The 26,712-nt window shown below is 35.4% G+C and carries 16 protein-coding genes; 8 read left to right on the top strand and 8 right to left on the bottom strand.

Features of this window, described 5'->3' with window-relative positions:
- Positions 1-240: 240 nt before the first annotated feature.
- Positions 241-1,194 carry an N-acetylornithine carbamoyltransferase gene (locus DHU68_RS05020; RefSeq protein ID WP_108821887.1) on the top strand — a complete coding sequence of 318 codons (954 nt, stop codon included), beginning with the start codon at positions 241-243 and terminating at the stop codon, positions 1,192-1,194.
- 70 nt (positions 1,195-1,264) lie between these two features.
- Here the strand turns inward: DHU68_RS05020 and DHU68_RS05015 are convergent, their stop codons facing one another.
- On the bottom strand, positions 1,265-2,809 hold the full coding sequence (locus DHU68_RS05015) for an OmpP1/FadL family transporter (RefSeq protein WP_108821886.1): 1,545 nt from the start codon (positions 2,807-2,809) through the stop codon (positions 1,265-1,267).
- A gap of 101 nt (positions 2,810-2,910) precedes the next feature.
- The gene (locus DHU68_RS05010; RefSeq protein ID WP_108821885.1) at positions 2,911-4,335 is read right to left on the bottom strand and encodes a hypothetical protein; all 1,425 of its coding nucleotides are present in this window, start codon (positions 4,333-4,335) and stop codon (positions 2,911-2,913) included.
- Between the two features lie 353 nt (positions 4,336-4,688).
- Between DHU68_RS05010 and DHU68_RS05005 the strand changes: the two genes are divergently transcribed.
- The 4 genes from DHU68_RS05005 to rimI all read left to right on the top strand — a co-directional run bounded on the left by DHU68_RS05005 (position 4,689) and on the right by rimI (position 11,955).
- A complete protein-coding gene (locus DHU68_RS05005) occupies positions 4,689-6,548 on the top strand; it encodes an endonuclease/exonuclease/phosphatase family protein (RefSeq protein WP_108821884.1) in 1,860 nt (619 codons plus the stop codon).
- Positions 6,549-6,630: 82 nt separating this feature from the next.
- The gene (carB, locus tag DHU68_RS05000; RefSeq protein WP_108821883.1) at positions 6,631-9,852 is read left to right on the top strand and encodes a carbamoyl-phosphate synthase (glutamine-hydrolyzing) large subunit; all 3,222 of its coding nucleotides are present in this window, start codon (positions 6,631-6,633) and stop codon (positions 9,850-9,852) included.
- 184 nt (positions 9,853-10,036) lie between these two features.
- Positions 10,037-11,497 (top strand): RimK family protein, encoded by a 1,461-nt coding sequence (locus tag DHU68_RS04995; protein WP_108821882.1) that lies wholly within the window; start codon positions 10,037-10,039, stop codon positions 11,495-11,497.
- A 5-nt stretch (positions 11,498-11,502) separates the two neighbouring features.
- Positions 11,503-11,955, top strand: coding sequence for a ribosomal protein S18-alanine N-acetyltransferase (gene rimI, locus DHU68_RS04990; protein WP_108821881.1), 453 nt, complete (start codon positions 11,503-11,505; stop codon positions 11,953-11,955).
- Positions 11,956-12,027: 72 nt separating this feature from the next.
- Here the strand turns inward: rimI and aspS are convergent, their stop codons facing one another.
- Positions 12,028-13,785: an aspartate--tRNA ligase gene (aspS, locus tag DHU68_RS04985; RefSeq protein ID WP_108821880.1), complete on the bottom strand. Its 1,758-nt coding sequence runs from the start codon at positions 13,783-13,785 to the stop codon at positions 12,028-12,030.
- A gap of 93 nt (positions 13,786-13,878) precedes the next feature.
- Positions 13,879-14,169, bottom strand: coding sequence for a putative quinol monooxygenase (locus DHU68_RS04980; protein ID WP_108821879.1), 291 nt, complete (start codon positions 14,167-14,169; stop codon positions 13,879-13,881).
- Positions 14,170-14,446: 277 nt separating this feature from the next.
- Between DHU68_RS04980 and DHU68_RS04975 the strand changes: the two genes are divergently transcribed.
- A complete protein-coding gene (locus DHU68_RS04975) occupies positions 14,447-15,148 on the top strand; it encodes an MIP family channel protein (RefSeq protein WP_108821878.1) in 702 nt (233 codons plus the stop codon).
- Positions 15,149-15,340: 192 nt separating this feature from the next.
- Positions 15,341-15,931, top strand: coding sequence for a sigma-70 family RNA polymerase sigma factor (locus DHU68_RS04970; protein ID WP_108821877.1), 591 nt, complete (start codon positions 15,341-15,343; stop codon positions 15,929-15,931).
- 46 nt (positions 15,932-15,977) lie between these two features.
- Here DHU68_RS04970 and DHU68_RS04965 read toward each other — a convergent pair whose 3' ends face one another.
- Complete coding sequence (locus tag DHU68_RS04965; RefSeq protein ID WP_108821876.1) at positions 15,978-16,931, bottom strand: aldo/keto reductase; 954 nt, start codon at positions 16,929-16,931, stop codon at positions 15,978-15,980.
- Between the two features lie 174 nt (positions 16,932-17,105).
- Here DHU68_RS04965 and DHU68_RS04960 point away from each other — a divergent pair, with 174 nt between their 5' ends.
- The gene (locus DHU68_RS04960; RefSeq protein ID WP_108821875.1) at positions 17,106-19,424 is read left to right on the top strand and encodes an ATP-dependent helicase; all 2,319 of its coding nucleotides are present in this window, start codon (positions 17,106-17,108) and stop codon (positions 19,422-19,424) included.
- A gap of 73 nt (positions 19,425-19,497) precedes the next feature.
- On the opposite strand, the gene DHU68_RS04955 is transcribed toward DHU68_RS04960, so the two are convergent.
- The 3 genes from DHU68_RS04955 to DHU68_RS04945 form a co-directional block, all read right to left on the bottom strand.
- Positions 19,498-19,896, bottom strand: coding sequence for a DUF1573 domain-containing protein (locus DHU68_RS04955; protein WP_108821874.1), 399 nt, complete (start codon positions 19,894-19,896; stop codon positions 19,498-19,500).
- A gap of 156 nt (positions 19,897-20,052) precedes the next feature.
- Positions 20,053-20,694 (bottom strand): murein L,D-transpeptidase catalytic domain-containing protein, encoded by a 642-nt coding sequence (locus tag DHU68_RS04950; RefSeq protein WP_255412451.1) that lies wholly within the window; start codon positions 20,692-20,694, stop codon positions 20,053-20,055.
- A complete protein-coding gene (locus DHU68_RS04945) occupies positions 20,694-26,594 on the bottom strand; it encodes an alpha-2-macroglobulin (RefSeq protein ID WP_255412450.1) in 5,901 nt (1,966 codons plus the stop codon). The genes DHU68_RS04950 and DHU68_RS04945 overlap by 1 nt, the downstream gene beginning before the upstream one ends.
- Between the last annotated feature and the right edge of the window lie 118 nt (positions 26,595-26,712).

Genomic DNA, 26,712 nt, shown 5'->3' with positions numbered 1-26,712 from the left:
CCCTGTTCTCTTTATTTTGATACTAAAGCATTCAAGCTATAAGTCACCCAATAGGTATAACGAATACCTCGGTAGTCTATCTTCGGCAATCTATTTTTCTCATATGTATGTCATATTTAAGTCAGACACTATTTTCAGAGGAATATCCATTGTCGAAAAATTTTTAATTGTTACATTCATATCCATTTTAGTATCAATACTCATAATATTCATAAATAAACGAATCAAAATATTTCTATAATGAAAACATATACAAACGTAAAAGATCTTGGTAATATAGAAGAAGCTATTAAGGAAGCTCTTGAAGTAAAAAAAAATAAATTCGGCTATAAACATCTAGGTGAAAATAAAACCTTGTTGATGGTATTCTTCAACTCAAGTTTACGAACTCGTTTGAGTACGCAAAAAGCAGGCATAAATTTAGGAATGAACACAATGGTACTTGATATCAATCAAGGTGCGTGGAAACTTGAGACAGAGCGTGGTGTGGTTATGGATGGAGACAAATCCGAACATCTTTTAGAAGCAATACCTGTAATGGGTAATTATTGCGACATTATAGGTGTTCGTGCTTTCGCACAATTTGAAAATAAAGAAGACGATTATCAAGAAAAAATACTAAACCAATTCATTCAATATTCAGGAAAGCCTGTATTCAGTATGGAAGCTGCTACAGGGCATCCTCTACAGGCGTTTGCCGACTTGATAACAATAGAGGAGTATAAGAAAACAGATCATCCTAAAGTTGTAATGACATGGGCTCCTCACCCAAAAGCATTGCCCCAAGCTGTTCCTAATTCTTTTGCTGATTTCATGAATGAGGCCAATGTAGATTTCGTTATTACACACCCCGAAGGATATGAGCTTGATCCTAAATTTGTACGCGGAGCAAGAATAGAATATGATCAAGATAAAGCTTTGGAAGGTGCAGACTTTGTATATGCTAAAAACTGGGCAGCTTATCAGGATCCTAACTATGGAAAGATATTAAGCAAAGATATGTCTTGGACAGTTACTAAAGAGAAGATGGCACTTACCAACAATGCTTATTTCATGCACTGTCTGCCTGTACGTCGCAATATGATAGTTAGTGATGATGTGATAGAAAGTCCTCAATCGATAGTTATACAAGAAGCAGCTAATCGTGAAATTTCGGCACAAACCGTGATAAAAAGAATGCTTGAAAATCTGTAGTGTAAACAAGAATAAAAAAGGAGAAGCTAACTATTTAGCTCCTCCTTTTTACTTTTAATATATTCAGTTATTAGAATTTATAACCTAAAGTCAATAATCCTTGGAAAGTATTTACTTTCAAAGCTGATGCTTGCCCTTTATTTTCTATATCAAAAGGGAGTAAATCGCTCTTTTGGCTTCCCATCACAAAAGCTATATCGGTATAGAAATGACGAGAGAATCTATATCCAAGACCATAGGTAAAGTAATTTCTATCACCATCTAAGGTATATTGATTAATAGATCCAACAGTCATTGCTTCATGCTTTCCATCTCTAAATTCTTTTTTCAATGGACTCTGCATCCAAGCATATCCTACACGACCTGAAAACTGAGGTGTGAAACGCACTTCAGCACCAACTCTTAGTGTAGATGCTCCTTTATAATGATTTTTTATCGATTCGTTAGCTAAAGCAATATCTTTTCCATTATCTTCAAATAATCTCATATTATTCGAATAATTGGTATACTCATAGTCTGCACTAATTATAGCTATCTGCCCTAATACTCCGGCCATACTAACCGTCCATTTATCAGGAGTACGCATTCTATAATCATATCTCATTGCCGGCGTAGTTATTCTCCCTTCATACCCACTTAAACTAGATATATTATAATCAAATCCAGCATAATAATAATCTGTCATATTATACCATGTAGGAGAATGATAAGCAACTCCAATCCGGAATTCGTTAATTGGTTTAAGAATAACTCCTGCTGTCACCTGAAATCCGGCTCCTTCCGATTTAAGTTCATTAGACAATGTAAACCCAGTTTTATTATATCCAGCATAGTCCTCATTATAGTCAGAGAATAGATGATACTTTATATCAGTTACCGATAAGGTTAATCCTATACTTAAAAGATCAGAAAAAGTTGTTCCCATATTAAAATCATAGGAACTCACCGATCCTTTTTCTCTAGAATATAAGCTATTATAAATTGCTCCCTGAGGCATTCCTTTTATAACACCATATCCGCCTTCATCATTTATCCCGATCAACCCTGAATTATAGCCAAAAACAGCCATCCAGTCATGATCATAAAGAGGATCATCTCCATTTTCCAGATCCAAATCATTTGGATTTTTTATACTGGTACTGGTATTAGCCCTATGAGCCATATAATGAGCCATAGATAAATTTAAGTCTTTGCCTTCTGTCCTATATTGTCTGTCAAAGTTCTTCAATCTATTATAAGAAAACCCAAAGTTTAATAATGGGGCAACATCACTATTTAGAGGTATAGCTGTGACAAAAGCCAAATTGTCAAAGTTGAATTTAAATTTATCTTTACCTATTTTCCCTACATTTGACGAAGCCTCAGCTTTTGTGTTTTGAAAGTTAAGTGTCGTCACTATTTCTGAACTTCTATAAACTCCGATACCTGCTGGATTTATTGCTATTCCTCCTATATCTCCGCCAAGTGCACCAAAAGCACCTCCCATAGATACTGAACGAGCACTTCCAGTCAAGTCTTCTTGAGATAGTTTAAAAGCATCCATTTCTCCTTGAGCATAGACCGCTCCTAAAGAAAAAAAGAAACAAACAGATAGTAATAAAATTTTTCTCTTCATAATTTCTTAATTTTTATATCTTTAAAAAAGCTGCTTCAATAGCATTCTTTTTGAAACAGCTTTCTTTATATTTATTTACTTTTATAGTAATACTCTATATTTTATCGACCTCTTCCACCTCCAGACGAACGGCTTGAAGAACCTCCCGAACTACGGCTACTAGAACCACTAGAATAACTAGAACTACGACTACTAGAACTACTTGAGCCACTAGAATAGCTAGAGCTAGAACGTGTTGAACTTGATGAGCTACCACTATAACTAGGACGAGAAGAGCTGCTAGAAGATCCGCTGTAACTAGGACGGGAAGAAGAACTACTAGATGAGCCACTATAACTAGGTCTACTTGAAGAGCTACTGTTGTAACTAGGGCGAGAAGAACTACTAGAAGAACTTCCACTATTATAGCTTGGACGACTAGACGGGCGTGTAGTGCTTACATTTCCAGAAGGACGTGTAGTAGAACTATTATAACTAGGACGTGTAGATGGACGAGTAGTGCTTACATTGCCTGACGGACGTATTGAACTGCTTGAATTATTATAACTAGGTCGAGTAGACGGGCGCGTCGAGCTACTTGAATTATTATAGCTAGGACGTGTAGACGGACGTGTCGAACTACTTGAATTATTGTAGCTAGGGCGAGTAGACGGACGTGTCGAACTACTTGAGTTATTGTAGCTAGGACGAGTAGACGGACGTGTCGAGCTACTTGAACCACTATAGCTAGGTCGGTTTACACTAGTATTACTATAAGAAGGACGAGTATTACCGGATGTATATCTTCCGTTACCATATCGATAGTTATAATCTCCTCCTCTGGAGCGTCCGGCTCCACTATAATATACTGGTCTTGAATAATAGTGATTATGGTGATGGTGATATCCTCCATACCATCCTCCTCCAATACCCCATCCCCATGAGTAAGATGGATAGTACCAAGAACTATATCCCCAACCCCATGAATAAGATGGGTAATACCATGGGCTATGCCAGCCCCATCCCCACGAGTAAGATGGATAATACCATGGGTCATACCAACTTGAGTACCAAGGATAATAGCTATTCCATCCCCATCCGCGATAACTGTTATAGCTACCATACAAATCATCTACAACGTATACGTTTATCTCATCATCGCTAGAAATTTTGACACTATTTTGAGGGTCATGAAATTTCACGATCCGATCTGTATACTCGTAGTCTTCATATTCATCCTCATAAATTGAATCTTGAGGCATCTGCTCTTTATCATATATAGATACATTTCCTCTACGGTTATATGCATCAACATCGATATTTACATTACCTTCAGTTTCCATTGTTACTTCACCATTATCTCTAACAACAAGAACTTTTTGATTCGTCCCTTTATTTGTAGATTTATATTGGTTCTTCACTTCTTTTTTAGGCTCTACTTTCTTTGTGTTAGAAGTAGCATAGATGTCATCCCATTCTTCTTGCGCAAAAGCGAAAAATGGAAGAAGCGACACCAGAAACATTAACAGTAAATTTTTACTTTTCATAATCTGCTCTCCTATTATTTAGTTTAAAATCATTATTAATTTGTATTAAAAGATACTGGTATCCATAATCAGTATACCTCTTAGACTAAATTAAACCCAAAAGGTTTAATAATATTACACCCAATAAACAAATATACATTATTATTTTGATTCAATAGTCATATTTATAAATAGAAGATGCTAAAAAAAGCCTATATGTTGCGTTTCGTTATGTTAAAAATTCTAACCACTATCAAAGAATCCCTCCCAGGCTTTTTAATCTATTATTTCATTCAATATAGAATAAATTAAATTTGCCTAGTTTTCTTTTACATTCTATCTTTATAGAAATTTTATCTTTACTTTATAACAATATGAAAACACTTCTAGTTTATGCCCTTTTATTTTTTTCTAGTTCATTTCTTCTAGCCCAGAAACAGCACTACAAGCAAGAAGAAAACACACACAGGATTATTACATATAACATCCGCAATGCCAAAGGATTAGATAACAAAACTGACTACAAGCGAATAGCCGATATCATAGAAAGCACGGATCCGGACATTGTTTCCCTTCAAGAATTAGATAGTGTTACTACAAGAAGTAATGCTGTAGATGTTTTAAAAGAAATAGCAGACATTACCCGCATGCATTATACTTATGCCCCATCTATTTCTTTTCAGGGAGGAAAATACGGGATTGGATTATTATCCAAAAAACGTCCTATATCTTCACGTCACATTCCGTTACCAGGCAAGGAGGAAGCCAGAATTCTTTCAATTGTAGAATTTGAAAACTATTTTATATTCAATACTCATCTATCATTAAAAGAAGATGACAGATTAAAATCAATAGAAATAATCAGCAAACAAGCTGAATTATGCAACAAGCCAATTATATTAACAGGAGACCTAAATTGCGAACCGAACTCTGAGGAGATTAAAATTCTATCTCAAAAGTGGAAAATCATTAATAACCAAAAAGTTCCGACTTTTCCGGCAGATAAGCCCAATATAACAATTGATTATATTGCCGGATATATGGCAAAAGGTGAAGTTTATTCTGTACACCAGAATCATGTACTAAATGAACCTGTAGCATCTGACCACAGACCTATTTTAGCCGACATCAGACTAAAAGCACCTGCTGAAAAAGTAATGAAAACAATGCCTTATCTTCAGAACCCATCAACAGATGAAATGACAGTTATGTGGTCAACAAATGTTCCATGTCGAAGTTGGGTTGAATACGGGACGGATACTTTAAATATGAAGCGAGCACGTTCTTTTGTTGAAGGTGAAATGATGGCAAATAATACAATAAACCGAATAAAATTAGAAAATCTTCAACCAGACACCCAATACTATTACCGTGTAGTTTCTCAGGAGATAACACTATTCCAACCATATCATAAAGAATTTGGGGATACTATAAAGTCTCCAACATATTCTTTCAAAACATGGGGTAATCAACAAAAAGATTTTACAGCAGTTATCTTCAACGACATTCATGACAACTACAAGTTATTCGACAAGCTATGTGATCAAATAAAAAATATCGATTATGACATCGTATTCTTCAACGGTGATTGTATCGCGGATGTACAAAGCGAAGAAAATGCAGTAAGAAGCATCTCTCATTACACTCAAAAGATGAATGGGAGTAACATTCCTACAATATTTATAAGAGGGAATCACGAAACCCGAGGAGCATATTCCATGTATCTGTGGAACTTGCTAGGAAAAGTTGGAGCAGAACATTCATATGGCGGGTTCAACATTGGTGATACCCGATTTACTTTACTTGACTGTGGAGAAGATAAGCCGGACAATCACAGAGAATATTCGGATATGAATGATTTTACCCAATATAGATTAGATCAAGTAGAATTCCTAAAAAAAGAGATTAACTCCAGAGAGTTCAAAAAAGCAAACAAAAGAGTTTTAATCCATCATATTCCAATTTATTGCAAAGATCTTGAAGATTATCATCCATGTAAAGATCTGTGGGAACCAATTTTGAGTAAGACAAAATTCAACATTTCTCTAAATGCTCACCATCACCGTTTCGAATATATCCCTGTCGGTAAATTAGGAAACAACTATCCAGTTGTGATAGGAGGAGGTAGTAATGAAAAAAGTGGAACAGTATCTATCATCGAAAAGAAAGGGGATAAAATGACTTTTAACATCTTAAATGTAAATGGAGAAAGTTTATTAAAACTTGATTTATAATTGCTTTTTGTTGACACTAATAAATGTTATCTTTACGCAATTTTAGAAAAGCTCTTTCAAAACCTAACAATAAATTTATAATATGTCGGCTAATCCAAAGATTAAAAAAGTAATTGTACTTGGTTCAGGTGCATTAAAAATTGGACAGGCTGGAGAATTTGACTACTCCGGCTCACAAGCTTTAAAAGCGCTTAAAGAAGAAGGTATCTATACGATTCTTATCAACCCTAACATCGCTACCATCCAAACTTCGGAAGGTATAGCAGACAGGGTCTATTTTCTACCTGTAACTCCTTATTTTGTTGAGGAAATTATAAAAAAAGAAAATGTTGATGGAATCTTACTAGCCTTTGGAGGACAAACAGCCCTTAACTGCGGAACAGAATTATACCTCAACGGGACACTACAAAAATACGGCGTTCAAGTATTAGGTACATCTGTTGATGCAATTATGGCTACAGAAGACAGACATTTGTTTGTTGAAAAGCTAAATGAAATAGATGTAAAAACACCGATAAGCCAAGCTGTAGAAACGATGGAAGATGCCATTGCAGCTGCCAATCGTATTGGCTTCCCTGTAATGGTTCGCTCAGCTTATTCTCTTGGAGGGCTAGGTAGCGGTATCAGTAAGAATTTAGAGGAGTTTAAAGTGTTATGCGAAAGTGCTTTTGCTTACTCAAAACAAATCTTAGTCGAAGAATCTCTAAAAGGATGGAAAGAAATTGAATTCGAAGTAATCAGAGATAAAAACGACCATTGCTTCACCGTTGCAGGTATGGAAAACTTCGACCCACTAGGTATTCATACTGGTGAGAGTATTGTTGTTGCTCCTACATGTACACTTGACGAAGGTGAGTTGACAATGCTTCAAGAGCTTTCTAAAAAAATCATACGCCACATTGGTATTGTTGGAGAATGTAACGTTCAATACGCATTCAATTCTGTAACAGACGACTATCGCGTTATTGAAGTTAATGCCCGCCTGAGCCGTTCCTCTGCACTTGCATCAAAAGCGACAGGCTATCCATTAGCTTTTGTTGCTGCAAAATTAGCATTAGGATACACTCTAGATCAAATAGGAGAAATGGGAACTCCTAATTCTGCATATGTAGCCCCTACCCTAGATTATTTCATATGCAAGATTCCTCGTTGGGACTTGACTAAATTCTCCGGAGTTTCTCGTCTTATCGGATCAAGCATGAAATCGGTAGGAGAAATTATGTCCATCGGAAAAACATTTGAAGAAATCATACAAAAAGGTCTTCGAATGATAGGTCAAGGAATGCACGGATTTGTAGGAAACAGAGAACTTGAATTCGACGACTTGGATAGTGAACTATCGAACCCTACTGACTTACGTATTTTTGCTATAGCAAAGGCTTTCGAAGAAGGTTATACTATAGAACAAATCAATAACCTGACAAAGATAGACCCTTGGTTTTTAGGCAAACTACAAAATATACATGAATATTCTCTTGTGTTGAAGAAATACAACAAAATAGAGGATATACCTGCTGATGTACTTCAAAAAGCCAAGCATCTAGGATTCTCTGACTTCCAAATTGCTCGTTTTGTAGAAGATCCTACGGGAAATGTAGAGAAAGAATCTTTAAAAGTACGTTCAATCCGTAAGAAACATAATATATTACCGTCTGTTAAACGTATTAGTACAATAGCTTCAGAGAACCCTGAGCTTACTAATTACTTATACATGACTTATGATAGTTCTGAGCATGATGTACCATACTTCAAGAACAACAAATCAGTCGTGGTTCTTGGTTCTGGCGCATACAGAATTGGTAGTTCTGTTGAGTTTGACTGGTGTTCTGTAAATGCAGTACAAACGGCTCGTAAGCTGGGATACAAGTCTATTATGATTAATTATAATCCGGAGACTGTTTCTACCGATTACGACATGTGCGACCGTCTATACTTTGATGAATTATCGTTCGAACGTGTTCTTGATGTACTAGACCTGGAAATGCCTAAGGGAGTGATTGTATCGGTTGGGGGACAGATTCCAAACAATCTTGCTATCAGGCTTCACAGACAAGATATTCCTATATTAGGTACATCTCCACTATCGATCGACAGAGCAGAGAATCGTCACAAGTTCTCGAGTATGCTTGATCAGCTAGACATAGACCAACCTGCATGGAAAGAATTATCCAGTATGGAAGACATACATACTTTTGTTGAACATGTAGGATATCCGGTATTGGTTCGTCCTTCATATGTTTTATCGGGTGCAGCAATGAATGTTTGCTACGGCGCTGAAGATTTGGATAATTTCTTAACTCTTGCAGCAAATGTATCGAAAGAATATCCGGTTGTTGTTTCACAATTCTTACAAAATGCAAAAGAGATTGAATTTGATGCTGTTGCTCGCAATGGAGAAGTTATAGAATATGCAATCTCTGAACATGTAGAATTTGCCGGCGTTCACTCCGGAGATGCAACACTCGTATTCCCTGCTCAAAAAATTTACTTTGAGACAGCTCGCCGCATTAAGAGAATCAGTCGAAAAATAGCAAAAGAATTAAATATTAGTGGACCATTCAACATACAATTCTTAGCCAAGAATAACGAAGTAAAAGTTATAGAATGTAATCTTCGTGCATCTAGAAGCTTCCCGTTTGTATCTAAAGTATTGAAACGTAATTTCATCGAAACAGCTACACGTATTATGCTCGATGCTGAATTTGAAAAACCAGACACATCAGCTTTCGATATTGATTGGATTGGAGTAAAAGCTTCTCAGTTCTCATTCTCGCGTCTACACAATGCAGATCCAGTCTTGAGTGTCGACATGGCTTCTACCGGAGAGGTTGGTTGTATAGGCGATGACTTCAACGAAGCCCTATTGGTTTCTATGATTTCGGTAGGATACAACATACCGAAGAAGAATGTTATGGTATCATCAGGAGACAGTAAATCAAAAGTTGATATGCTAGATGCTTGTAAAACACTTCAAGCAAATAATTATAACATCTATGCTACCGAAGGAACTACTAAATTTCTTGCAGACAATGGTGTAAAAGCAACTGCAGTTAGCTGGCCTGACGAAGAGAAAGATAATAATGTAATGGATCTGATTAGCCAGCATAAGTTTGAATTACTTGTAAACATTCCTAAGAATAATACACGTAGAGAACTTACAAATGGATACAGAATTCGTCGTGGTGCTATAGATCACAACATTCCATTAATAACAAATGCCCGTTTGGCAAGTGCCTTCATTCAAGCATTCTGCGAGATGAAAGAAAGTGATATTGCAATCAAGAGCTGGCAAGAATATAAATAACTTTTTTATACTTAAATAGGAAATAGGCTGTTCTTTTTAGAACAGCCTATTCATTTATATATCAAGACTATAATCTAATTTTAAATTTATAAAACTAAAATATATTTTCTGATAAAAAATATTCTTTTTCTGAGATTAAAGCTTAAATAAATAATTACATTTGCTGCATTTTATAAAATAAAACATGGCGAATACAATTATATTATTAGACTCTCTAGGTGACTGGAAACCGTACTATGAGACTAGCAGCACACATACAGTATCAGATTATCTAAAAGATAAATATTTAGCCAGCGAACCTAACTTAGTTATTAACCTAAGTAATGACTACAGTTACAATTCGGAAGGTTATTATTGTTCTTTACTTGCACAAGCAAGAGGTCATCGAGTAATCCCCGGAGTGGAGATTATAAACAAGTTGGAGACAGGAACAGGTATTCGCTTGGATATGAACTTACATAAACTTTGTTTTCAATGGATACAAAAAAATGCCATCTCTGAAAACTGGTATCTAACAATCTACTTTGGTAAATGTAAAGAAAAGGGTTTAGAGAAGATTGCACAATATATCTTCGACAACTACCCAGCACCTTTGCTACGTGTCTGCCTCAACAACCGACATAAGAATCAGATTGAAAACATACAAGCGCTCCCTATTAATCAATTAACTGAAGAAGAACAAGATTATTTTGCAGACGCTCTTGATAATTTCAATAGAAAAGTTTGGCGTTTGCGTTCACAAAAAAACTATCGTTTCAGTTTAGCTATACTCTACGACCCTGAAGAGAAATTTCCTCCCAGCAATAAAAAAGCATTACAAAAGATTTTGGAAATAGCTCGTAAGATGAACGTATATGCAGAACTTATTACCGAGGATGATCGAATTCGACTAATGGAATTCGACGCTCTTTTTATACGAACAACGACCTCTTTAAATCATTACACTTTCCATCTTTCTCAAAAGGCTACTCAAAATGAGATGGTTGTCATTGATGATCCTCAATCTATCATTCGTTGTACAAACAAAGTCTATTTAAACGAATTACTCAAAAAAGAGAAAATTCCGACACCTCTTGCTATGCTGATATTTAGGTCTAATAACAATTCGTTTGAAGAGATAAGTAGTAAATTAGGAATTCCCTTTATTCTTAAAATCCCGGATGGATCATTCTCTCATGGAATAAAAAAAATATCGAATGAAGAAGATTTAAAAGCAGCATTTTCCATCCTTTTCGAAAGATCTGCTATTTTGTTAGCACAAGAATTTATACCTACCGAATTTGATTGGCGCATAGGAGTACTTAACGGAGAACCTTTGTTTGCCTGCAAATACTATATGGCCAAAGGACACTGGCAAATCTATTTCCATGACAATAATGGTAAAAGCGAAGAGGGCTTAGTCGATACGATCCCTATTTACAAAGTTCCACCTCAAGTGCTTAAAACAGCAATTAAAGCTACATCGTTAATAGGAAAAGGTTTGTATGGTGTAGATCTTAAAGTAGTAAACAACAAAGTGGTTGTAATTGAAGTTAATGATAATCCTAGTATTGATCATGGATTAGAAGATGCTATTCTAGGGGATGAGCTTTACTACCGTATCATCAATCATTTCAGCCAATTGATTGATAAATCATATCAATAAGCAGCATGGATAAATTTATCAATACAAGGCAAGCAACTCTAGCTGATCTGAATCAAATTCTCAAAATTGAAACTCTGTCTTTTGAAAAAGAGAAGTTTTCCAGAGAACAATTTATCTATCTTATTTCTAGAGCTAAAGGTATTTTCTTTGTAGCTGAATTCGATAATTCTATTGTGGGCTATATCTCTTTATTACAACGATCCAATTCTAAAAACCTTAGAATATATTCTATAGCTGTCCATCCTAAAGCCAGAGGACAACGGATAGGCCAAAGGCTTATTGATATAAGCAAAGAGTTTATGAAAACAAAAGAACTAATGTCTATATATCTTGAAGTAAGAACTGATAATACTGAAGCAATAAAACTTTACAATAAGAATGATTTCATTGTCATAGATATTATCCATGGATATTACGGCAAGGGAAAAGATGCCTTTAAGATGAGATTTTTTATATAATCTTATTATAAAAAGCAGCAACTAACTCTTAGAAAAATTAGTCGCTGCTATATTTATAGAACCTTTTAATTATTAATCTTCTTTTATATCAACTATAAGGTGTAGCTCATCTAGTTGCTCTTTATCAATAACAGATGGTGCATCTACCATTACATCACGTCCTGAGTTGTTTTTAGGGAATGCAATACAGTCGCGAATACTATCCAACCCTGCAAATAGAGATACTAAACGATCTAATCCAAATGCCAAACCTGCATGTGGAGGCGCTCCATATTTAAATGCATTCATCAAGAAACCAAATTGCTCTTGTGCTCGTTCTTCTGTAAACCCAAGTGTCTTAAACATCTTGTTTTGCAACTGACTGTTGTAAATACGAAGAGATCCTCCTCCTACTTCCACACCATTGATAACCATATCATAAGCATTCGCTCTCACAGCTCCCGGATCTGTATCAAGTAAAGAAATATCCTCCTCTTTAGGGCTTGTAAATGGATGGTGCTTAGCAAAGTATCTTCCAAGCTCCTCATCTTTCTCCAAAAGAGGAAAATCGACAATCCATAAGCAGCTAAATACATTTTTATCTCTTAATCCTAATTGACCTCCTACTTCCAGACGCAATTCACACAATTGGATTTGAGTCTTTTCTGTTTCACCACAAAGGACTAGAATAAGGTCACCTGGTTCAGCTTGGCAACGATCAGCCCATTTCTTCAAATCTTCTTGATCATAAAATTTATCTACAGAAGATTTCAATGTTCCATCTTCTTCGTAACGAACATATACTAAACCTTTAGCTCCAATCTGCGGTCTCTTTACAAAGTTAGTCAGAGCATCCAGTTGTTTGCGAGTATAACTAGCTGCACCTTTAGCACAAATAGCTCCAACATATTCAGCTGAATCGAATACAACGAAGTCTTTCCCTGTTGTCAAGTCTTTTATTTCAACAAACTCCATTCCGAAACGAGTATCCGGTTTATCCGAACCATAATACTTCATGGCATGTGCATAAGTCATTCTCGGAAAATCGGGAATATCTATCCCTTTTACGACCTTAAAAAGATGTTTTGTCAATCCTTCGAACATATCCAAAACATCTTCCTGATTAACGAAAGACATCTCACAGTCTATTTGAGTAAACTCAGGTTGACGGTCGGCACGTAAGTCTTCATCTCTAAAACATTTTACGATTTGAAAATAACGATCAAAGCCTGACACCATCAATAATTGTTTGAATAGCTGCGGAGATTGAGGTAAAGCATAAAACTCACCCGGATTCATACGAGATGGCACCACAAAGTCACGAGCTCCTTCCGGAGTTGATGCTACTAAAACAGGAGTTTCAACTTCTAAAAACTGGCGATCATCCAAATAGCGACGAGTCTCGAATGCTATTTTATGACGCAATTCCAAGTTTCTACGCACAGGAGTACGACGTAAGTCCAGATAGCGATACTTCATTCTCAGATCGTCTCCTCCATCTGTCTCATCTTCAATTGTAAATGGTGGCACATCCGATGAATTCAAAATTACAAGTTTATCAACTATAATTTCAATTTCTCCAGTTGAGATATTCATGTTTTTACTCGAACGTTCCTGAACTTTACCTGTAACTTGCAATACATACTCGCGTCCAAGTTTATTCGATTGTTCGTATAAGTCAGCATTAATATCTTTGCTGAACGCAAGTTGAGTAATTCCATAGCGATCTCTTAAATCTACAAATGTCATTCCTCCACCTAACTTACGCACTTTTTGCACCCAACCCGAAAGGGTTACCACTTCATTTACATTCGCAAGAGTCAGTTCTCCGCACGTATGACTTCTATACATCTTTTTCTTTTTAATATTCGGTATCTACACACTCCACCTTTCCGTATTCCAAATATGGCTACAAGGCAGAGTAAGTTAGTATATAATAATTTTTCAGTAAATCTTTTTCATTACATCCACAGTCAGGCTATCTATTTTACCTTCAATAGCTGAAACGAATGCTTTAAAATGAGCACTTTCATTGTGCGAATCAATAGCTGCTTGAGATTTCCAAACCTCTATGAAAGTATATTTCAAAGGGTTCTTTATATCTTGATGCAATTCATAAGAAATATTACCTTCTTCGGTATGTGTTCCATCAACCACATTGTGAAAAACTTTTTCTAATTCTTCCTGATATTCAGCTTTTACTACTACAGCTGCTACAATTTTCAATTCCATCATAATACTCATCTTATTTAAAGGTTACAAAATTACTTATTTTATTCTAAGACGACTTAAGTAAACGTCTAAATTTTGAGAATAAAGAAAGCATAAACATACATAATAAAGCTTGTCTTATAAAAATTTGAGACTATTTTTCTTTTTAATTTATATTTGAGAAAGAAAAATTGATATATTTGCCTTTAACAAAACTTTTACAAAACAATATGGGTAAACAAATCGTTTACTTTTTAGATTATAAAACTTTTCAAAATTTCATCAAATAAAAACAAATTAAATGAAAAAGTATTTAGCAGAAATGATCGGAACAATGGTTCTGGTTCTTATGGGGTGCGGTAGCGCTATCTTCAATTTCGGAGTCGGTTCTACGGCTCAAGTCCTCACTGTTGCATTCGGATTCGGACTATCCGTTGTTGCTATGGCATATACAGTAGGTAAAATTTCAGGTTGTCATATCAATCCGGCTATCACACTAGGAGTTCTTCTTTCTAAGAGAATGTCAGGAAAGGATGCCGGTATGTACATCCTATTTCAAGTTATAGGTGCAATCATAGGATCAGCAATTCTATTTGGAATTGTTTCTTCTATCGATGCTGGATCAGCTTCTTATATAGCTCAGGGAGGAGCTTTTGCTACTACGACAGGAGCAAATGGACTTCAACCCGGAGTTAGCCTTGCAGGAGGCTTAATTGCTGAGATTGTATTTACATTTGTTTTTGTATTAGTTGTCCTTGGTACTACATCTAAAGGTGGAGCAGGAAACTTTGCAGGATTGGCAATCGGTCTTACACTAGTACTTGTGCACATTGTATGTATTCCTCTTACAGGAACATCTGTAAACCCTGCACGTAGTATAGGTCCTGCAATCTTCCAAGGAGGTGAGGCTCTTTCTCAACTTTGGATCTTTATAGTAGGTCCGTTTGTAGGAGCAATTCTAGCTTCTTTAGTATGGAATGTGGTAGATACAGATAAAGAATAATTCACATAATTCGTACAAAATAAAAGAGTTCTATCTTCTCTGATAGAACTCTTTTATTGTTAAATAACCTTTCTAACATTGTCTATTACATAAATTTATCCTTTATTTGCATAAGTATAAAATAATAACCACAAAACATTAAAGCCTATAGAATAGACATTACTCTTTGAACCTTTAAACATATAAGAGATAATGGAAGCATTAACATCCATGACCGACGAGCAGTTGGTCAAAGATTATTCTAATGGCAACAACCTTGCTTTTGACATCTTATTAACAAGACACAAACAAAGCTTGTTCAACTACATTTACTTCACTGTACGGGATAGAGAGTTGGCTGAAGACATATTTCAGGAAACTTTTATCAAGACCATTGTAACAATTAAACAGGGACGCTATACCGAAAACGGGAAATTTCATGCATGGGTAGCACGTATAGCACACAATCTCATTATCGATCATTTTCGTCAGGCTAAAAGCGAAAATACGGTATCGAATGATGAAACGACAATTGATTTACTCAACAATCCTTCTTTATGTGATGGAACGATAGAAGATGATATAATAAAGATGCAGATTACCTCTGACATCCGCAAACTAATATCTTATCTGCCCGATTCGCAAAAAGAAGTCCTAGAGATGCGTTATTACCAAAATTTAAGTTTTAAAGAGATAGCTGATCAAACAGGTGTCAGTATCAATACTGCTTTGGGACGTATGCGCTACGCCATACTCAATATACGTCGTATGGCTGAAGAAAATAATATCATCTTAACTGTTTGACACAGCAAAAACAAAAGGCTTCGGATCAACACCGAAGCCTTATTTATTATTTCAATATATTTTCAATCAGAGCTAATTCATCTGAAGCAAAATGAGTATTATCCGTAGCTTTTAAATTATCTTTCAATTGATTGAGAGAACTCGTTCCGACAATAACTGATGTAACATGCTTGTTTTGAAATTGCCAAGCTAGAGCCATTTCAGCGAGTGTTTGCCCACGTTGTGCTGCCAGGTCATTTAATGCTGAAACTTTTTTAATTACTTCTGTCGTCACTTCACTTTCTTGTAAAAATCCATGCGCTTTATGAGCTCGAGAATTTTCAGGAATACCATTCAGATATTTAGTCGTCAATAATCCCTGAGCCAGTGGAGAGAAAGAAATAAATCCTACACCATATTTTTCATTCAGAGACATATGTTCTTTCTCTGGAGTTCGTTCCAGCATGCTATATTTATCTTGATAAATAAGACAAGGTACATGCTGACTCTTCAAGATTTCATATGCCTCGGTTAATTTATCAATTGGATATTTTGATATTCCTACATACAATGCCTTACCTTGGCGAACAATATCAATCAAAGCCTGCATAGTTTCTTCTACAGGCGTTTCCGGATCATAACGATGAGAATAGAAAATATCAAAATACTCCAAGCCTGTTCTTTTCAGACTTTGATCGATACTGGCCATTATATATTTACGAGACCCTCCATCTCCATATGGTCCATCCCACATCAAATGTCCGGCCTTGGATGAAATTATCAATTCATCTCGATGTCCTTTCAACTCTTTAGCTAATATTTTTCCAAAGTTAATTTCAGCACTACCCGGAGGCGGCCCATAGTTGTTGGCCAGATCAAAATGAGTTACACCATTATCAAAAGCATATTGAATCATAGAAGTAGCAACATTAAAATCGTCTACATCTCCAAAATTATGCCATAAGCCTAGTGAAATTTCGGGAAGACGAAGTCCACTATTACCGCAAAGATTATATTTCATGATAGATTTAATTAATAAATAGATACAATAAAATTAGTCTTTATTTTTATTTTAAGGAGCATTTAAGCAAAAGAATTATCGATAGTGAATAGATATAATAAAACTAAATCCATTACTCATAAATTTAAATTACTCGCTACTAAAAGCTATCTTTGTTTTCCGATTTTTACTTTTATGAACGAATTACTAAATCTACTTAATAACCAACAACGTGCAGCCGTAGAATACAATGATGGTCCATCTTTAATCATTGCAGGAGCCGGCTCGGGTAAGACACGTGTACTAACATACAAGATAGCCTATCTGATGCAGCAAGGCTATCATCCTCAGAGCATTTTGGCGCTAACGTTTACCAATAAGGCTGCTCGAGAAATGAAAGAACGTATTGCCCAAATCATAGGATGGCAATATGCTCGCTATCTGTGGATGGGAACTTTCCACTCTATTTTCTCGAGGATATTAAGAACCGAAGCTGAAAGAATTGGTTTCACTTCCAATTTTACAATTTTTGATTCAGCAGATTCTCGTAACCTTATTAAAACAATTATCAAACAATATCAACTCGACGATAAGGTGTACAAACCTGCAAAAGTGCAATCAGTTATCTCAAACGCGAAGAATGCTCTTATATCGCCGCAAATGTATGCACAGAACAAAGAGTTGGTAGAGTATGATCAACGTGCTAAAACTCCGGTTATCAAAGATATATATAGGGAATACAACAATAGATTGAAAGCCTCGAACACGATGGATTTCGATGACCTTTTATTTTATACAAACTGTTTATTCAGAGATCATCCCGATGTTTTAAAATCTTATCAAGAGCGCTTCCAATTTATTCTAGTAGATGAGTATCAGGATACAAATTTTGCTCAATATCTGGTAGTAAAACAACTTGCCGATGCACATCACAAAGTTTGTGTTGTAGGAGACGATGCTCAAAGTATATATTCTTTCCGAGGAGCAAATATTGATAATATATTAAAATTCAAAGAGGTCTATCCTGAGGCTAAGCTATTTAAGCTAGAGCAAAATTATCGTTCAACACAAAACATAGTAAATGCAGCTAATAGTCTCATTAAACAAAACAGCGGACAGATAAAGAAAACAATTTATTCCGAAAACGATGAAGGGGAACGCATCGAGATAGCAAGCGCATTTTCAGACTTCGAAGAAGGAGTAATAGTTTCGAATAAAATATGGGATATCCGACGAGAAACTAAATCGTCGTACAGCGACTTTGTTATTCTTTACAGAACCAATGCTCAATCGCGTATATTTGAAGAGGCCTTGCGTAAAAAGAACATTCCATACAGAATATATGGAGGACTATCGTTTTATCAACGCAAAGAGATTAAAGATGTGATCGCTTATTTCCGTATGGTTGTCAATCCTTATGATGAAGAAGCTTTCAAACGTGTTATAAATTTCCCGACAAGGGGGTTAGGTGCCACGACATTAAATAAAATAGCTGATGCAGCTCGATTGCATAATGTCAGTCTGTGGGAAGTTGCAAGATCTCCTCTAGATTATAATCTCAATATTAATGCAGGGACAGCAAAGAAATTAAGAGACTTCTGCGAGCTTATAGAAAGTTTCATTCTTGACCTTAGAAACCTTTCTGCATACGAATTAGCCACCAAAATTGTAAAGCAAAGCGGGATAGCTAGTGATGCTTATCAAGATCAGACTCCTGAAGGTATGAGCCGCCAGGAAAACTTACAAGAGTTATTGGGTGGGATTCATGAGTTTTGTGAGAGTAGACAAGAAGAAGGTATAGAAGGAATCGGACTTATCGACTTTTTATCTGAAGTATCTCTTCTTAGCGATCAGGACACAGACAAAGAAGCTAGTGAAGAGAAAGTCACGATGATGACTATACATGCGGCAAAAGGACTAGAGTTTAAGAATGTCTTTATCGTTGGTTTAGAAGAGGACCTCTTCCCTTCTGCAATGGCTAAAGATGAATATAAGGGTCTGGAAGAAGAGAGACGTCTTTTTTATGTAGCTATAACAAGAGCCAAACAATTCTGTATGATCACTTATGCAAAAAGCCGTTTTAGAAATGGACAGATTAATGCATGTAATCCAAGTCGATTTCTAAGAGATATAGACACTTCTTATCTCAATGTTAATGCAGGTGTTATCTCAGGTTTGTTAGGAACATTCAGCAGGCAGGATATACAAACAAAAGACACAAGTAAATATTCAGGTAGTGCCACTCAGCGAGTTAATACTCCGCAAAGAGAAGAGCCTGTTATACAAAGAAGATCTAACTTTGTTAATGCAAAGAATGCTACACCAAAAGCTTCAGCAGGAACAAATAGTAATGAGGTTAAGATTGGTGCAATAATTAAGCATGAACGCTTTGGGGTTGGAAAAGTAACTGCTGTTACAGGAGATATTGATAGCAGAAAGGCAACTGTTGAATTTGAAAACTCTGGAATTAAACAGTTATTACTTAAGTTTGCAAGATTCGAAATTATAGGATAAAACAATAGTGCCCTAAAATTAAAAAGGATATATCAAAGTTGATATATCCTTTTTCTTTTATTTGTGCGGCTTATTACTTTCTGTCTCTCAAGACTTCACCTTTTATCGTCAAACGGTATACAGTATCTGCAACATTTGAGAAAACGTGAATATCTTTACTAAATGTACCCGGACGTCCTGTAGTAGAATAAGAAACTTTGATTTTTCCTTCTTTACCCGGCAATACTGGTTCGTTTGTATATTCAGGAGTTGTACATCCACAACTAGCTTGTACACGTTGGATCAAAAATGGAGCTGAGCCTATATTTTTAAATGTGAATTCGCAAGTCACAGTTTTAGAACTTTCTGCAACCTTACCAAAATCGTGAGAACTTTTCTTAAATTCTACTTTTGGTTCTTTTTTTGCACTTTGAGCAACTACTAAACTAGTTGATAGCACCAAAGCAAATAATATAAAAACAATCTTTTTCATCTTAGCAATTCTAAATATTTACACTAAAAAATGTAGTTCTGACTATAGTTTTGTTATTAATCTGTTCTACAAAAATAGTAATAAAAAATAATTTATTCGTCTTTTTATAACATTTTACATATTTTGATCATATGGTCTCCGCTATAGATACCCACTCTAAATATATATCCAAAGCAACATCGGCTTCGTTTCTCCCTTAAACAAGGCATCCAGTTTCCTCATCAAATCATCATTTATCACCGGGCATCCCTGACTCCAACCTAGAGGTAAATGATGTGGATAAATTTCTTTACTTGGCATAGGCGTATGAGAATGAAGGACAATCCACCTTTTGAAAGCATTGTTGTTTGTCTTTTCCAGACCATGCATCTTGTAGTGAACATTTATTCCCCATTTGCTGTAAGCCCTCGCTCCTACTCTATATTTGCCTAATGAAGAACAATAGCTTCCTTCGACATTACTAAAAACCGGCGTCTTTTGGGTGCTTTGTTGACCATATCCATGACAACACAAGCCTTCATATTTTACAGTATCTTTCTTAAAGTCCCATACAAAGAAACGATTCTTTCCGGAATGAATACTAAAATCGATTAAAATACAATAATTCGTATTCATACCTTTCTTTTCACTATATGTTTTAGCCGTATCAGCTTTCGCTCTGAGACGTGAGAGAAGAGCCTGCCTCTCGATCAACTCTTTATCGACCCGTTCTCCTTCTCTCTTATTTTCAGCAGCATTTCCACACATCGTGAGTAAAGGAATAATAAATAGAAATACTAAAAAAACAGACCTTCTCATTACTTATCTTTTACTATAATATTTATTCCTTTTGTATGCGAAATATACTCTGGTGCGTAAAGACATTGTATAGTCGTTATTCCATTAGAGTATTCTCCACTACGATTTACATAGACCGGATATTCCAAGACATAAGTTCCTTTTGGTAGATGGTCGAAATAATAATTAGTCGAAGCATCTCTCGGTGTTTGGTAATAAATCAAACTATTACTCCACTTAATGCCTGAGATTGTTTGCTCTGGTTCGAAACAAGAAGCACGCATATCTTTGATATGAACAAACTTCATATTCTGATCTACTCGTATTGTCAGTCTGATCATTACTTTATCCCCGACTTCCAAGGTACTACCATCTTTTAGGAGCACCAATTCTTTGCCTGTATTCGATTTTTCTTCTTTAAAGAGTTGCTTCTCAATATTCAGATCTCCTTTTTGCTGTTCTATTTTATCTAGATCTTCATAATATTGCCAGTATAAAGCTCCGTAAGAAGGTGTAGGTTTGGAAGTTTCAATCTCAACCTTGCCCATTTGGTTATTGATTTCTGATTTATTCCAAACTTGCTTGAAGTAACCTGTACCCGTTTCTTTATTTCCCGGATCAACTACAATATTTCCAATCTTAATAGAACTATTGTTCTCACCTGAGAACCAATCAGAACCTGTACTCAACAACATGCTTATAGCATCTATTGTAGCATGAGTTGATTCCCATATCTGAGTCTTTTTCTGAGCCAACAACCAACGTTTCATCGCATCCATTTCAGATTCAGATGCTCCATTTTCTTGTAAAGCCTCCATCAGAAATAAATGAGTTGACACTGCCGACATCGACATAAATACATTACCTCGATTGTTTGGCCAATACATACCCAATTTATCATTTTGAACAGCATGTTCTCTTATCGATTTAACAATCTTATTGGCTAACTCTTTTTCTCCGTTTCGGTTTAAAACAATTGACAAGATAGCTCTTTCGTACAAACCAAATTTTGTCCAATTCTTACTAGCTACTGTTGTATAAAAACGTTCGGCTTCTCTTGTCTCCTGAGAGATTGGAATATCTCTATAGTAAGATCTTACGTATGCAAATTCTAATTGGTTCGTTGAGACAGAAGTTATTTTCTCCCAATCTTTATTGTATTTCTTCAATTGATTGAAATCTTCCAAAATCTTACTGTCTATATATTTCAATCCATCCATTTGCATCCGTTTAATAGATTCGGGATATTCTACCTTCCCTACTAATTGCAACTTTGCGTATCCATAAAGAATATACTGTGTTATACTGCGGCTAGGATACATATCTTTATACCAGCTCCAACCACCAGTATTGTTTTGCAGTTCTTTTAATTTAGCAGTAGCTACATCAGTCAATTGTTTTGAGTTGTTCAAATCGAATAACAAAGAAAGTCGATGCATTTGATCTTCTTCTGTCTGAGCATCTAAAACCCAAGGAGTTTCTTCGAGTAAGACAGTCTTTAGCTCTTCATTTTTATTTAACTTTGAGAGCAATGTTTGTTCATTACCACCTCTGTTTGTCCAATTTTTAATCATTGCAGCCACTTTAGGATATTGCTTCACAATTGATGCACCTAAGGTATTTACATAATAGCTGGCAAACCAATTCACAGCATTCTCATTAGTAGGATTACTTATCACCGGTAGAGCCTGCACAGCATACCAAGCAGGATTAGCAGCATACTCTAAGGTTAGTTTATAGTTTTCTAACGAAGCTGATTTTTTGTTATATAATTTATCAAGAACAAAAGTCTTAGATCCTGCTTTTGGCATATCAATTGGCAGACTCTCTGTTACCAGCATTCTATTAGATAACACAGCCAGGACATGCTGTTCTCCATCGCTGAATTCATTATTTCCGGCAACAATACGACAACCAATCATCTCTACATTTTCAGGCACATCAAAAGCCCAATCTACCGAAGTTGATGCTTCTTTTTCAAGAGAGAATGTTTGTTTTTGATTACTAATATTTAAACTGATTAGCTCTTCTGTCATTGGGTCAAAGAACTCTATTGAGACTTCTCCAGATAGTTGTTTTTCGGACAGATTGGATATTTTCGTTGAAATGCTCGTTTTATCTCCCTGACGAACAAACCGAGGCATATTCGGAGTCACCATCAATTCCTTCTGACTCAGAACCAATTTTTCTAATGTACCCACTTTACCTTCTTTGTTATGAGCTAAAGCTCTGAATCGCCAAGTGGTATTACTTTCGGGAACGGTGAATGCGATTAAAGTCTCGCCTTTTTCATTCGTGCGTAAGGATGGATAGAAAAATGCTGTCTCTGCAAAATTCTGACGTATTTGAGGTGCTTGTCCGGCACTAGTCTCCGGCATAACAGGAGCTTCGTCAAAAGCTACACTTTCGTCTGCAACTAAAACTTCATCTAATGCGAAACGCCCTGCACTTTCAGCAGAATTTACTCCTCTAAGCATAATATTTGCACTTGATTTTGTCATAGCTCCATTTTCTTGAGCAACAACAGCAGTTGAGCCTACCATAGCTCTTGCTAAACGTCCACCAAAATATCTATTTCCTCCAACAGAACCTGAATTATCAGAAAATAATCCTCCTGACAGCTTTGCATCTCTATAATAATTCAGATATCCATACCAGAATATTGCATCTATAGATCTATCTATCGTTTGTAATCCATTCTTTTTTGTATCCAGTCTGAAGTATTTAAACACGTTTTTATCATACCTAGCAAACTGAAAGAATACAGGATAAACATATTCTTTATATATCTGAGGATAGTGTAGATTCCACGCTGTATATGGATAGAGTTTATCCAACGATGTATCGTACATAGAAGCTAATATTTCAGCAGATACCGCATTCGAAGTAGTATCTTTTACCGAAATAGTCCAAGTCTCTTCTTCTCCGGGACGCAACTTATCACGAAAGACTTCCAGTTTGACATTCAATTTACTATCCTTTTGTTGCTCTTCTTTACTTAGAGAAATACTTTGATTATATAACTCTCCTTCCCGTACAGAAGTCAAAGACATTTTTATACCATCACCATATTCTTCTTTGTACGGAATAGTAAATATATGGTTCGAATCATCCAACTTAATAAATCTACTCTCGAATGTTTTTTCATTATTCGTCAGTTGATATAGGACATATGCAGGTTTATCTGTCGTTCCGTAAATAATTTCTACAGGCTTGTTTCCAAATTTAGTATTCTTCTCTATTAGCCATTCGTGAGTCTTAATGGGTGGCTTCTTATCTTTATAAGAATAAAGAACAAAGTTTTTATCTTCTACAATCTCATTTTTCTTATCATCATAAGCCTTAACTTCCAATCTATATTTTCCGGAAGGTAATACCTTCATTCGCTCCGCAATATCTTTTTGAAATCCGGTTGTAAATGTACCATTCAATGCTTTACCTTGGATAGAATCCTCATCATTCAGCTTGTATAAGGTATAGGTTCCTGACGACTCTATCTCTTTAGATTGCAAGTTTTGTGCTGTAATCTCGAATTTATATTCGCTTGTTTTCTCAATCTGCTCTGGAATATCGATATTAATTACCATTGACACATCACCTACAGTAAGCGAAAAAGTATTGGACTGAGTTTCTCCATTAACATCCGTAACGTTTGCTGAAATACTAAACACATACAAATTTTTACTCTTACGTCTGAAAAGAGGACTATTCCCATCTCCCGACTCAGGAGTGAAACTTATCTCGAAAGATCCGTCCTCTTTCGTTTTCACTACATCATTCTTTATATGTGTTTTACTTCCCGAGCGCCAAGGCCAAAGACTGAATTGTTCTCTGTAGATTGAATATTCTACATTTGCATCTTGCAGACTTATTCCTGAAAAGTTCTTAGCAAAGCCCTTTATCGTTACTTCTTCTCCGAAAGTATATGTTTTTTCTACTTTATCAAAAGTAATTTCAAATGTAGGACGTTTATATTCTTCTACCTTTAAATATGCCACACCTTGTTCAACTTCCAAACTATAGCTTCCAAGCAAGCCTGTTTTAGGCAGGACAAAATTATCTGATACAGAACCAAACTCGTTCGTACGTAACATCTTTTCAGAGACAACTTCTCTGTTTGCATTGTATAACTTAGCTGTCACTTGTTTATTCGCCACCACAGATGAGTCTTTTCCTAGTACAATAGCTTTGAAATAGACTGTCTGCCCCGGACGATATATATTTCTGTCTATCAAAACAGTAGATGTCAATAGATTCTCTTGCGTTGTATTTTGCACATTCCATTTATATTTTTGAGCAAACAACCTTTCACTTTTAAGGTTTGAGTCATTGCCAAGAGCTACTTCATAGACTATATTATCTTTATTATCAGCGTCTTTTTTATAGATAACTTGCCCTATACTATTTGTTTTAAGCGTAGATAGTAGCTTAGCTTCTTCGTTGTAGTTATCTGTGTATATCTTTACAGTAGCACCTTCTACAGGCTTTCCGGTTAAGTAATCTACTACAAATATTTCAAATTCATCCTTACTGCTATTCCTTGAAAAGGAAGATAATCTGGAAACTATAAAATCCAATCTATTTTGTTTAGATTGGTTATATTCATTTTTTACATCTTTTAGTTCATCCTCTACCAACGAACTAAAGACATAACGACCTATAGGTAATTTATCTAAGTTAACCTTTAGAGTATCCGGATTATATGTTTTTTCAGATACAAGATCCAATGCATAATTCTTGATTAAACTAAATGTACTGTTATCTATCTTATATAAATTAAAATTAGGCTGAATCGCTGCATTTTGAATATTCTGATGAATAATGCTTAATTCCATTTTCTTATCGGGGTAATACAAATCAGCACCAACAATATTCAATTGAGGTCTCTCTAAAGAATTCAATCTTTCTTTAAGAATATTAATTGCATAATAGCCAGGATATTCGTTAATCCCTTTCGTCAACCAATTATATATGCGTTCATTTCTAACGCTTTCTCCTTCATCTGTATAATTAAAAGAATCTACTATTTTTGCGATTATTTCTACAGAAGTTTCATCCTTCTTATATTCTTCATATAATTTGATATACGAATTTGTCACCTCTTCGTCGGAGAAAGAATTTGATAGGTCGGCTAAAATGCTTACTCTATCAATATCTGTCAGAATAATAGTAGGAAGCAGGCTACGATCTCTTAAATCTTTCAAATAGTCACTATAAAACTGAAATATAATAAACCGATTATCATCTCCAGACTTGATATCCAACTTGAGATATTCATCGGCTGGCACAGCTATATTCTCTGCTTTAAGATTGACTTGCGGCAAATCAAATTCTTGATTTTGCATACGCACTAAGCCTTTACTAATCTCTATTGCACGCATCATCAAAAAGTCATACAATGTAGGATAATATTTATCAGATACTGTTCCTAATTTTATAATATCATAATAATCTTTTGATTTGTACCTTTTCAGTTCTTCCCCATTATCCACCGAAAGTTTTAGATGAGATATAACCTTTTCTTTAAAGATATTTGGAGTCCATTCTTTTATGTCTTCAGGAACAAAATCTGATAAATTTGTCCGTTGATTTATATTCCAACTATCAGCCTGATAGTAACTCATGTATAATTCGGCAAGCATTGAGTGCAAAAGAGCTTTCTCCTGCTCTTGATCTGTTGCATTCAATAATTTTTTAAAATCCTGGAATATTGTTCCCCGGTTTTCAATATCAATCGCAGCTGCATATTTATGAATATATAAATATGCCTTTATGGCTTGTGTTATATTTTTATCGGCTATTGCTCTGTCAAGTATTATATTTACTTTTTCGGTTGCAGACTGAGGCAGGCTTTCTTCTTCCAGTTTGGTCACCTCCTCCCATTCTTTATCGTATCTGTTATTTGAAGTTTGTGCTGACATAGTTAAAATGCTTAAAAGAAATACTAGACTAGTAAAGAAATATTTTTTCATATCTTGAAAATTTATTGTGCTATTATTATATAGATGCAATAGAGGAGAGAATTCTCTACGAACAAAA

The sequence above is a fragment of the Dysgonomonas sp. Marseille-P4361 genome (genome assembly GCF_900343125.1).
Taxonomy (GTDB): domain Bacteria; phylum Bacteroidota; class Bacteroidia; order Bacteroidales; family Dysgonomonadaceae; genus Dysgonomonas.
The sequence above is the reverse complement of the archived record's forward strand: the minus strand, read 5'-3'. Positions and strand labels throughout refer to the sequence as shown.

Coding starts and splice junctions, on each gene's coding strand:
- DHU68_RS05020 (WP_108821887.1), top strand. CDS start 241: ATGAAAACATATACAAACGTAAAAGATCTTGGTAATATAGAAGAAGCT.
- DHU68_RS05015 (WP_108821886.1), bottom strand. CDS start 2,809: ATGAAGAGAAAAATTTTATTACTATCTGTTTGTTTCTTTTTTTCTTTA.
- DHU68_RS05010 (WP_108821885.1), bottom strand. CDS start 4,335: ATGAAAAGTAAAAATTTACTGTTAATGTTTCTGGTGTCGCTTCTTCCA.
- DHU68_RS05005 (WP_108821884.1), top strand. CDS start 4,689: ATGAAAACACTTCTAGTTTATGCCCTTTTATTTTTTTCTAGTTCATTT.
- carB (WP_108821883.1), top strand. CDS start 6,631: ATGTCGGCTAATCCAAAGATTAAAAAAGTAATTGTACTTGGTTCAGGT.
- DHU68_RS04995 (WP_108821882.1), top strand. CDS start 10,037: ATGGCGAATACAATTATATTATTAGACTCTCTAGGTGACTGGAAACCG.
- rimI (WP_108821881.1), top strand. CDS start 11,503: ATGGATAAATTTATCAATACAAGGCAAGCAACTCTAGCTGATCTGAAT.
- aspS (WP_108821880.1), bottom strand. CDS start 13,785: ATGTATAGAAGTCATACGTGCGGAGAACTGACTCTTGCGAATGTAAAT.
- DHU68_RS04980 (WP_108821879.1), bottom strand. CDS start 14,169: ATGATGGAATTGAAAATTGTAGCAGCTGTAGTAGTAAAAGCTGAATAT.
- DHU68_RS04975 (WP_108821878.1), top strand. CDS start 14,447: ATGAAAAAGTATTTAGCAGAAATGATCGGAACAATGGTTCTGGTTCTT.
- DHU68_RS04970 (WP_108821877.1), top strand. CDS start 15,341: ATGGAAGCATTAACATCCATGACCGACGAGCAGTTGGTCAAAGATTAT.
- DHU68_RS04965 (WP_108821876.1), bottom strand. CDS start 16,931: ATGAAATATAATCTTTGCGGTAATAGTGGACTTCGTCTTCCCGAAATT.
- DHU68_RS04960 (WP_108821875.1), top strand. CDS start 17,106: ATGAACGAATTACTAAATCTACTTAATAACCAACAACGTGCAGCCGTA.
- DHU68_RS04955 (WP_108821874.1), bottom strand. CDS start 19,896: ATGAAAAAGATTGTTTTTATATTATTTGCTTTGGTGCTATCAACTAGT.
- DHU68_RS04950 (WP_255412451.1), bottom strand. CDS start 20,694: ATGAGAAGGTCTGTTTTTTTAGTATTTCTATTTATTATTCCTTTACTC.
- DHU68_RS04945 (WP_255412450.1), bottom strand. CDS start 26,594: ATGTCAGCACAAACTTCAAATAACAGATACGATAAAGAATGGGAGGAG.